Annotated in this window: 8 protein-coding genes; 2 read left to right on the top strand and 6 right to left on the bottom strand. The window is 70.2% G+C overall.

Going from position 1 to position 9,219, the window contains the following annotated elements; translation table 11 throughout:
• Nucleotides 1–117 precede the first annotated feature (117 nt).
• From hflX to miaA, 6 genes are all read right to left on the bottom strand, one after another.
• Nucleotides 118–1,611 carry a GTPase HflX gene (hflX, locus tag ACFWI9_RS30870; protein WP_387167548.1) on the bottom strand — a complete coding sequence of 498 codons (1,494 nt, stop codon included), beginning with the start codon at nucleotides 1,609–1,611 and terminating at the stop codon, nucleotides 118–120.
• 175 nt (nucleotides 1,612–1,786) lie between these two features.
• Complete coding sequence (locus ACFWI9_RS30865; RefSeq protein ID WP_387167546.1) at nucleotides 1,787–3,280, bottom strand: M1 family metallopeptidase; 1,494 nt, start codon at nucleotides 3,278–3,280, stop codon at nucleotides 1,787–1,789.
• Between the two features lie 104 nt (nucleotides 3,281–3,384).
• Nucleotides 3,385–5,496: a RelA/SpoT family protein gene (locus ACFWI9_RS30860; protein WP_387167543.1), complete on the bottom strand. Its 2,112-nt coding sequence runs from the start codon at nucleotides 5,494–5,496 to the stop codon at nucleotides 3,385–3,387.
• Nucleotides 5,497–5,763: 267 nt separating this feature from the next.
• Nucleotides 5,764–6,669 carry a diaminopimelate epimerase gene (dapF, locus tag ACFWI9_RS30855; RefSeq protein ID WP_387167541.1) on the bottom strand — a complete coding sequence of 302 codons (906 nt, stop codon included), beginning with the start codon at nucleotides 6,667–6,669 and terminating at the stop codon, nucleotides 5,764–5,766.
• An 83-nt stretch (nucleotides 6,670–6,752) separates the two neighbouring features.
• Nucleotides 6,753–7,268: a hypothetical protein gene (locus ACFWI9_RS30850; protein ID WP_387167550.1), complete on the bottom strand. Its 516-nt coding sequence runs from the start codon at nucleotides 7,266–7,268 to the stop codon at nucleotides 6,753–6,755.
• A gap of 107 nt (nucleotides 7,269–7,375) precedes the next feature.
• Nucleotides 7,376–8,317: a tRNA (adenosine(37)-N6)-dimethylallyltransferase MiaA gene (miaA, locus tag ACFWI9_RS30845; RefSeq protein ID WP_387167539.1), complete on the bottom strand. Its 942-nt coding sequence runs from the start codon at nucleotides 8,315–8,317 to the stop codon at nucleotides 7,376–7,378.
• Between the two features lie 183 nt (nucleotides 8,318–8,500).
• Here miaA and ACFWI9_RS30840 point away from each other — a divergent pair, with 183 nt between their 5' ends.
• Entirely contained in the window at nucleotides 8,501–8,806 is a 306-nt protein-coding gene (locus ACFWI9_RS30840; protein WP_387167536.1) for a hypothetical protein, read from the top strand.
• 3 nt (nucleotides 8,807–8,809) lie between these two features.
• Nucleotides 8,810–9,076: an antitoxin gene (locus ACFWI9_RS30835; protein WP_387167533.1), complete on the top strand. Its 267-nt coding sequence runs from the start codon at nucleotides 8,810–8,812 to the stop codon at nucleotides 9,074–9,076.
• The last annotated feature ends 143 nt before the right edge of the window (nucleotides 9,077–9,219 follow it).

Below are 9,219 nucleotides of genomic sequence, written 5' to 3'. Positions count from 1 at the left end.
CCGCGTCTCGGCCCGGTGGCCTAGACCGTGTACGAGTCGGTCTGCCCGGAGTTCGCGGGACGCTCGTGCTGTGACCGGGCCTTCGTGCTACCCGCATCCGGGCGGCGGGGGCGCGCGTCAGTGTGTCGCCGGGACGTACGGCCCCAGGGCCGCCGCCAGCTCCTCATGGACGCGCGCCTTGATCAGCGTGCCCTCGGGGGTGTGCTCCTCGGACAGCACCTCGCCCGCCGCGTGCACCCGCGAGACCAGAGCGCCTTCCGTGTACGGCAGCAGCGCCTCGATCTCGACCTCGGGCCTGGGAAGTTCGGCGTCGATGAGCGCCAGCAGCTCATCCATGCCGCTGCCGGTACGGGCCGACACGGCGATCGCGTGCCGCTCGATACGCAGCAGCCGCTGCAACACCAGCGGATCAGCCGCATCCGCCTTGTTGACCACCACGATCTCGGGCACGTCCACCGCGCCGACATCCCGGATCACCTCGCGTACCGCGGCGAGCTGCTCCTCGGGAGCGGGGTGCGAGCCGTCGACCACATGGAGGATGAGATCGGACTCGCCGACCTCCTCCATGGTGGAGCGGAACGCCTCCACGAGGTGGTGCGGCAGGTGGCGTACAAAACCGACGGTGTCGGCCAGCGTGTACAGCCGGCCGCTCGGGGTCTCGGCGCGGCGTACGGTCGGGTCCAGGGTGGCGAACAACGCGTTCTCCACCAGGACTCCGGCTCCGGTGAGCCGGTTGAGCAGCGAGGACTTACCGGCGTTGGTGTATCCGGCGATCGCGACGGAGGGGATCTTGTTCCGCCGGCGCTCCTGCCGCTTGATCTCGCGGCCCGTCTTCATCTCCGCGATCTCCCGGCGCATCTTCGCCATCTTCTCGCGGATCCGTCGCCGGTCCGTCTCGATCTTGGTCTCACCGGGGCCTCGGGTGGCCATACCGCCACCGCCGCCGCCACCCATCTGCCGGGACAGCGACTGACCCCAGCCCCGGAGCCTGGGCAGCATGTACTGCATCTGGGCCAGCGCCACCTGCGCCTTGCCCTCGCGGGACTTGGCGTGCTGGGCGAAGATGTCGAGGATCAGGGCGGTGCGGTCCACCACCTTGACCTTGACGACGTCCTCGAGGTGGATCAGCTGGCCGGGGCTGAGCTCACCATCGCAGACGACGGTGTCGGCTCCGCTGTCGGCGACGATGTCCCGCAGCTCGTCGGCTTTGCCGGAGCCGATGTATGTCGCCGGGTCCGGCTTGTCGCGACGCTGGATGACGCCGTCGAGCACGAGGGCACCCGCCGTCTCGGCGAGCGCGGCGAGCTCCGCCAGCGAGTTCTCCGCGTCCTGCACGGTCCCGGAGGTCCAGACTCCGACCAGCACCACGCGCTCAAGGCGGAGCTGCCGGTACTCGACTTCGGTGACGTCTTCGAGCTCGGTGGAGAGTCCGGCCACACGCCGCAACGCGGCACGTTCGGTGCGGTCGAACTGTTCGCCGTCCCGGTCCGCGTCGACCTCGTAGCTCCAGGCGACGTCCTCTTCCATCAGGGCATCGGCTCGAAGGCTCTCGGTGCGGCTGGTGTCCGCGAAGCTCTGTGCGTCCTGGGAAGGGGATGAAGAGGAGGTCATTGGATCCTTACGTAGATGGGAAAACGATGCGAAGCGAGGTAACGACAGTCACAACGCGTCACCGAATGGGAAAAATTCCCGAGCGGTCGCCATATCGATGGTCGCACGGTGCCGTGGCGGTCGTCACCCTGGTTTCGCCCGGCTGCCACGGCATCCACCCGGAGCTGCTCGCCCGCTACCGCGCGGCCTCGGGCTGCGCCGCCTTCGCCGTCCTGTCAGCCGTCGCCGTCGGCGAGTCGCTGCGCCAGTCGGCGTGGCCGGACATGCGCGGTGTCTTCGCCGCGTACAGCCAGCCCCGGAAGAAGGCTGAGAGATCCCGGCCCGCGGTCTGCGAGGCCAGTCGGACGAAGTCCGCCGTACCGGCGTTGGCGTCCCGGTAGCGGCTCACCCACGCGCGCTCCAGCCGGTCGAAGGCGCCCGCTCCGATCTCCTGGCGCAGCGCGTACAGCACCAGCGCGCTGCCGTCATAGACGATCGGCCGGAACAGCCCCAGCTGCTGGCCTCCCTTCGCGGGCTTCGGTGCCGCCGGTGGTCCGCCCGATGCCCTCCAGCCGTCCGAGCGGGTGTACGCGAGCCGCATGCGCTCTTCCAGGGACTTCTTGTCGTGCTCTTCCGCGTACACGGCCTCGTACCAGGTGGCATGCCCCTCGTTGAGCCAGAGGTCGGCCCAGGCCCGTGGTGTGACGCTGTCCCCGAACCACTGGTGGGCCAGCTCATGGACCATGATCGAATCGACGTACCACCTTTCCCGCTCACTCCGTGTGAACAGCGAACGCTCGAAGAGGGAAAGCGTCTGGGTCTCCAGTTCGAATCCGGTGGCGGCGCTGGCGACCAGCACCCCGTACGTCTCGAAGGGGTAGCGGCCGACCTTGCTCTCCATCCACTCGATGTGGCCCGGGGTGCGCTTCAGCCAGGGTTCGAGGAGTGCGCGGTCGGCCGTCGGTACGACATCCCTGAGTGGCAGCCCGTGCGGTCCCGCGCGACCGACGACGGTCGACGTGCCGATGCTGACCTGAGCGAGTTCGGTGGCCATGGGGTGGCTGGTGCGGTAGAGCCAGGTGGTGTTCGAGCCGGAAGCGGTCCTGCTCTCCAGCAGTCCGTTGGCCACGGCCGTGAGTGTGGACGGCGCGGTGACACGGAAGGTGAAGGCGGCTTTGTCGGCCGGGTGGTCGTTGCAGGGGAAGACGCGGTGGCCCGCGTCGGCCTGGTTGGCCATCGCCAGCCCGTCCGTGGTGCGCACCCAGCCCCCGGCCCCCTTCGGACCGCTGGGGTCGCTGGTGTGGGTGACGGTGATGCTCAGCTTGCGGCCCGCGTCGACCGGCTGGGCGGGGGTGAGCACGAGATCCTCGCCGACGGTCGTGAACGTGGCGTCGGCACCGTTCACTTCGGCTCTCTTGACGGTCCCGTTGGTGAAGTCGAGGTTGATCCGCTCCAGGCGCGTGGTCGTCCGGGCGTCGATCTTCGTGATCGCGTCCAGGGGTTTGGTGTTCGAGCCGCCGTAGACGAACGCGATGTCATAGGAGAGGACGTCGTACCCGGGATTTCCCAGGTGCGGAAAGAGCGGGTCACCGATGCCGAGCGGCTCGGGCGCGGGCGGAGCGGAGGCCAGCATGGTGGCCGCGGCTGTGGCGAGCAGTGCGGCACGCAGGCGTCGTGAGGTGAGCAGCATGCACCACCGCTACCAGGGCGGTGTTCAGGTACGGCGACGGCGCGCGCCCCGCCCACCCGAACGGACTTTGTCGCCGCCGGGCCCGCACCGGTGGGGTGTTGCCGTCAGACCCGGCTTACGTCGTAGACCCCGGCGACATCGCGCATGGCACGGATCAGCGCGGGGAGGCCGGCCGCGTCCGGGAGCTGGAGCGTGTATGTGTGCCGGACGCGCTGCTCACTCGGTGGTTCGATGGCCGCGGAGACGATCGCGGCGTCGGCGGTCGCGATGACCTCGGTGAGGTCGGCCAGCAACCGGGTCCGGCCGAACGATTCGACGACGAGGGTGACCCGGCACTCCGACGCGTCGCCCCAGCGCACGCCGACCGGTTCCCGCCCGAGCGCTCGCATCCGCGCCACGGCGCGGCACTCGGCCCGGTGGACGGTCACGGTGCCGCCGCGTACCGGGAAGCCGGTGACCGCGTCGGGGGGTACGGGTGTGCAGCAGCCCGCGAGACGTACGGGCGCGTCGGGCAGATCGGTCACCGCGTTCGCCGCGGCGCGGCGCCCGCCGCTGACGGCGGCGGGGGGACGGGCGGCGGAAGCGGCGGGTTTGCCCACCTCGGGGTGCTCGGCCAGCCACCTGCTGATCGCGATCCGCGCGGCGGGGGTGCGTGCGTGGTCCAGCCAGTCGGCCGACGGCCCGGACGCACCGTCCTGGGCGAGCAGCAGCTGTACCGTGTCGCCGTCGCCTAGCTGGGTGCTGAGCGTCACGAGACGGCCGTTGACCCTGGCTCCGATGCAGGCGTGCGCAGCCTCTCCGTACTGCGCGTACGCGCCGTCCACACAACTCGCGCCCGCGGGCAGGCCGAGGGTGCCGCCGTCGGTGCGGAACACGGTGATCTCCCGGTCCTCGGCCAGCTCGGCCTGGAGTGAGGTCCAGAAGGTGTCGGGGTCGGGGGCGGACTCCTGCCAGGCCAGCAGCCGGGACAGCCAGCCGGGACGGGTCGGGTCGGCGCGCTCTCCGTCCGGTTGCTGCGAGTCGCCGGTTTCGGGAGTACAGGTGGTACCGGGTACAGCAGGGGAATCGGTTCCCTCGGTCGCCGCTGTGTAGGGGTTTCCCAGCGCGATGACACCGGCTTCGGCGACCTTGTGCATCTGGTGGGTGCGGATGAGGACTTCGGCGACGGAACCTTCGGGCCCCGCGACCGCGGTGTGCAGCGACTGGTAGAGGTTGAACTTGGGGGCGGCGATGAAGTCCTTGAACTCCGAGATCAGCGGCGTGAAGCAGGTGTGCAGCTCGCCGAGCACGGCGTAGCAGTCGGCGTCCTCCGAGACCAGCACGAGGAGCCGTCCGAAGTCCGTGCCGCGCAGTTCGCCGCGCTTGAGCCGGATGCGGTGCACGGAGACGAAGTGCCTCGGCCGAATGAGCACTTCGGAGGGGATTCCGGCTTCGCGCAGTACGGCGCGCACACGTACGGCGATCGTGTCCAAGGCGTCGCAGGCGTCGCCGTTGTCCGCGATGAGCGCGCGGGTGCGTTCGTACTCGTCGGGGTGGAGAATGGCGAAGACCAGATCCTCCAGCTCGGTCTTGAGGGCCTGTACGCCGAGGCGCTCGGCGAGCGGGATCAGCACATCCCTTGTCACCCGTGCGATACGGGCCTGCTTCTCGGGGCGCATGACACCCAGGGTGCGCATGTTGTGCAGCCGGTCGGCCAGCTTGATCGACATGACGCGCACATCGTTGCCGGTGGCGACGAGCATCTTGCGGAAGGTCTCGGGTTCGGCCGCCGCACCGTAGTCGACCTTCTCCAGTTTGGTGACGCCGTCCACGAGATAGCAGACCTCGTCGCCGAATTCGGCACGCACCTGCTCCAGGGTCAGATCGGTGTCCTCGACGGTGTCGTGGAGCAGGGAGGCCGTCAAGGTCGTGGTCTCCGCTCCCAGTTCGGCGAGAATCAGGGTCACGGCCAGCGGATGCGTGATGTACGGCTCGCCGCTCTTGCGGAACTGGCCGCGGTGCGACGACTCCGCGAGCACGTACGCCTTGCGCAGAACGGCGAGATCGGCGTCGGGGTGGTGGGCGCGGTGCGCCTCAGCGACATGGCTGATGGCGTCCGGCAGCCGGTCCCGCGCGGTCGGCCCGAGCAGCGCGGCACGGCCCAGTCGACGGAGGTCGAGCCTGGGTCGCCCGCGCCGGCGACTGGGGGCGTCGGGATTGGGGGCCTCTGCGCTCATGGCGGCACCTCCGGGAGCGTCGACCGGCGGTGGGACGGGCAGGCTTGCCCGCCGGGCCGGTGCTTGATGCTACCGACCCCACCACGTGGCGGAGTCCCGCTCTCACTCAGCGTGAAACGGATCACCCATTCGAGCGAAGCTGGGTGCGACGACCGTTTGTGCTGCTCCGCCGCACTCATGGAGTGGACGGAGTCCATGAAGCGGCCGTTCGCGACCGTCCTGTCAGGCGCGGGTCAGTAGTCCGCTCAGCCGTCGGTCAGTCGCCGCTCATCCGCCGCTCAGCAAGGCGGGCGCGATCCGGCCCTCGGCGACGATCACCGCGGGGCCGGTCATCTCGATCTCGCCGTCCGGGCGCTCGGTGATCGTCAGTGTGCCGCCGAGCAGGTCGACGGTGTACGTGACGGGGGCGCCGGTCGCGGCCGGGTCCGCGCCGTCGCGCCGTGCCGCGGCCACGGCGACCGCGCACGCCCCGGTCCCGCAGGCGCGGGTCTCGCCCGCACCGCGCTCATGGACGCGCATCGCCACATGGCGGGGACCGCGGTCCGCGACGAACTCGATGTTTACCCCGTCCGGGTAGATCGACGACGGCGTGTACGCCGGGGTGGAGCGCAGCTCACCGGCGTGGTCGAGATCCTCGACGAACACCACCGCGTGCGGGTTGCCCATGTTCACATTGCGCGAAGGCCAGGTGCGGCCGTCCACGGTGACCGTGGCCTCGTCCGCAGGGAAGCGGGCACGGCCCATCATGACCGTGATGTCTCCCGGGGCGCCGCTGCCCGGCGCGGGCTTGGCGATGTGGACCTGCTTGACGCCGGAGCGGGTGGCGATCGCCAGGTCCCCCGCGCCGACCAGTCCGGCGTGCTCCAGATAGCGGGCGAACACCCGTACGCCATTGCCGCACATCTCGGCGACCGACCCGTCGCCGTTGCGGTAGTCCATGAACCACTCGGCCCGGTCGGCCATCGAGCGTGCCTCGGGATGGGCGGCGGACCGCACGACCCGCAGTACCCCGTCCCCGCCGATCCCGGCCCGGCGGTCGCACAGCCGGGCGACGGCGGCCGGGGACAGCTCGATGGCGCCATCGGGATCGGGGACGATCACGAAGTCGTTCTCCGCGCCGTGGCCCTTCAGGAAGGCGGGCGACGCCGTGCTCGGGGTGGTCTGGGCTCTCACGGGGTCAATCGTACGGTCCCGGTACGCCACGGCGTACGGCAGCCGGGGGCTCGCGCCGAGACCCCTGAACGAACCGGCCGTTCTCAGCGGAGTCTGGCCACCCGCCACACCGCGAGCACCACCAGCGCGGTGGTGACGGCGGTGTACAGCGCGATAGCCCGCCAGTCGGGCCGCTCACCGGAGCCGCGCGCCGGGAGCCCTGGCCAGGTGTAGCCGACCCTGCGTGCCGCCATCAGGCCCCAGCCCGCTGCGCAGCCGCTGATCAGCAGGCCGAGCATGGCGACGACAGCGCCGCCGTCACCCGAGCCGAAGGCGAGCGGGAAAGCGAACATCAGTGAGCCGACCGCCGCCAGACCCACGATGGGCGCAAGCTGCCAGATGCGCAGTCTGCGCTGCGGACGGAGCTCCACCTCGACCTCGGCGCCGACCACGACCCCGACCGACGAGTCGTCCGTGGAAAGATCCAGCCCCGGCCCCATTTCCGGGCCCAGATCCAGATCCAGGTTCAGCGCGTCCTCGGGACCGTCCGGACTCAGGCGCGCCGCGCCTTCCTCGGTGTCCCGGAATCCCTGGTCACCTTCGCGAGGGCCGGCCTCCATCGCCACGCGCCCTCCCAACTCGGACTCCACTGGTGGATCGATGCTTGATGATGGCACGACCCCGGGCATCGGAATGACGGGCGGCGCGTCCCGATGCCATCACGTGATCAGGCTGTGACCGCTCGTTCGACCAACGCCAGGGCACGGTCCATGAGTTCCCCGCGGTCCGCGGCCGCACCGCTGAGCCAGTCGACACGCGGATCGCGGCGGAACCACGAGTCCTGACGGCGCGCGAAACGCTTGGTGGCACGCACGGTCTCGGCGCGTGCCTCGTCTTCGGTGCAGTCCCCGGTCAGCGCGGTGAGCACCTGCTGGTAGCCGAGGGCCCGGGACGCGGTGAGCCCGTCGCGCAGTCCCCGCGCCTCCAGGGCGCGTACCTCTTCGACGAGCCCCGCGTCCCACATGCGGTCCACCCGCAGGGTGATCCGCTCATCGAGTTCCGGGCGTGCGACGTCCACGCCGATCTGGACGGTGTCGTACACGGACTCGTGCCCGGGAAGGTTGGCGGTGAAGGGCTTGCCGGTGATCTCGATGACCTCCAGCGCGCGCACGATCCGGCGTCCGTTGCCGGGCAGGATCGCCCGCGCGGCGTCCGGGTCGGCGGCGGCCAGCCGTGCGTGGAGTACGCCCGGGCCGCGCTCTTCCAGCTCGGCTTCGAGCCTGGCGCGTACGCCGGGATCGGTACCGGGGAAGTCGAGTGCGTCGATGGCACCCCGCACGTACAGCCCGGAGCCGCCGACGAGGACGGGGGTGCGGCCGTCGGCGAGCAGCCGGTCGATCTCCGCACGGGCCAGCCTCTGGTACTCGGCGACGCTGGCCGTTTTCGTCACGTCCCAGATGTCGAGGAGGTGGTGCGGTACGCCGCCCCGCTCCGCGAGGGTCAGTTTGGCGGTGCCGATGTCCATCCCCCGGTAGAGCTGCATCGAGTCGGCGTTGATGACCTCGCCGTCGAGCCGCTGGGCCAGTTGGACGCCAAGATCGGACTTTCCTGCCGCGGTGGGGCCGACGACGGCGATGACCCGCGGTGCGGGGGCTGCTGCACTTCTCACCGGCCCAGTCTCGCAAACCTCGCCGCGCGTCCCCGAACGAGTTACGTGACGGCACGTTCGGTCGGGTCGTTTCGGTTGCGAGGTTTCGCACGCCGGTTTGACGAACCGGCACCCCCGAGGGGCTTCGCAGAGTGCCCCGAACAGCGCGGAATTCCACCCACACGAGTACCCTATGGAGTAGATATGGGCGTTTTTGCAAGGTTTCGCCGGAACGGCAAGGGGACTGCCGAAGCGTCAACCAAGGAGGGCGCGAGTGGCACTCCGGTAGCCGAAGCCGCATCCGACTCCGCTCCCGGCTCCGGAACCGGGAGCGCGGCGGCGGGGGTGGTGTCATCCGATGACGCGGCTTCGGAAGCAGCTTCAGGACCGGCTGCGCAGGCTCCCGCCGCCGGGGAGAGCGTGGATATCCCCAAGCAGCAGTCAGCCGACGAGGCCGCCGACAACGAAGCCGGTGAGAGCGCCCGGAAGCAGACCCACGAGCGAAGGTGACCCATGGGCATCCTGGACACGCTGAAGACCAAGCTCGCCCCAGCCAAGGACAAGGTCTCCGACTTCGCGCACCATCACGAGGACAAGATCGACAAACTTGAGCACGGCCTGGAGAAGGCTGCGGCGAAGGTCGACCACCGGACCAAGGGCAAGTACCACGACAAGATCACGTCGGGCACCGGCAGAGCCAAGGAGGCACTGGACCGCCTGGCCCACAAGGAAGGCCACGTGGATCCCAAGCCTCCGGGCACCACGCCGCCGCCTTCCTGAGGCTCGGGGTTGCACGGGGACGCTCTGGCGTCAGCCGGGGATACGGAGCGGAAACGCGGGGGTGAGCACGGCCGGGCCGCCGAGCGCGTCGTGCGGACGCTGATGCTGGGCGAGCCGAGGCCCGAGCCGGAGCCCTCCGGCGT

This window comes from Streptomyces sp. NPDC127084 (assembly GCF_042724175.1).
Taxonomy (GTDB): Bacteria; Actinomycetota; Actinomycetes; order Streptomycetales; family Streptomycetaceae; genus Streptomyces.
Note: the sequence above shows the minus strand (reverse complement) of the source record. Positions and strands in the feature narration are given on the sequence as shown.

What these genes read in the sequence shown, in the direction of transcription:
- ACFWI9_RS30860 (WP_387167543.1), bottom strand. Translation starts at nt 5,496, where the DNA reads ATGAGCGCAGAGGCCCCCAATCCCGACGCCCCCAGTCGCCGGCGCGGG.
- ACFWI9_RS30850 (WP_387167550.1), bottom strand. Translation starts at nt 7,268, where the DNA reads ATGGAGGCCGGCCCTCGCGAAGGTGACCAGGGATTCCGGGACACCGAG.
- ACFWI9_RS30835 (WP_387167533.1), top strand. Translation starts at nt 8,810, where the DNA reads ATGGGCATCCTGGACACGCTGAAGACCAAGCTCGCCCCAGCCAAGGAC.
- ACFWI9_RS30865 (WP_387167546.1), bottom strand. Translation starts at nt 3,280, where the DNA reads ATGCTGCTCACCTCACGACGCCTGCGTGCCGCACTGCTCGCCACAGCC.
- hflX (WP_387167548.1), bottom strand. Translation starts at nt 1,611, where the DNA reads ATGACCTCCTCTTCATCCCCTTCCCAGGACGCACAGAGCTTCGCGGAC.
- ACFWI9_RS30840 (WP_387167536.1), top strand. Translation starts at nt 8,501, where the DNA reads ATGGGCGTTTTTGCAAGGTTTCGCCGGAACGGCAAGGGGACTGCCGAA.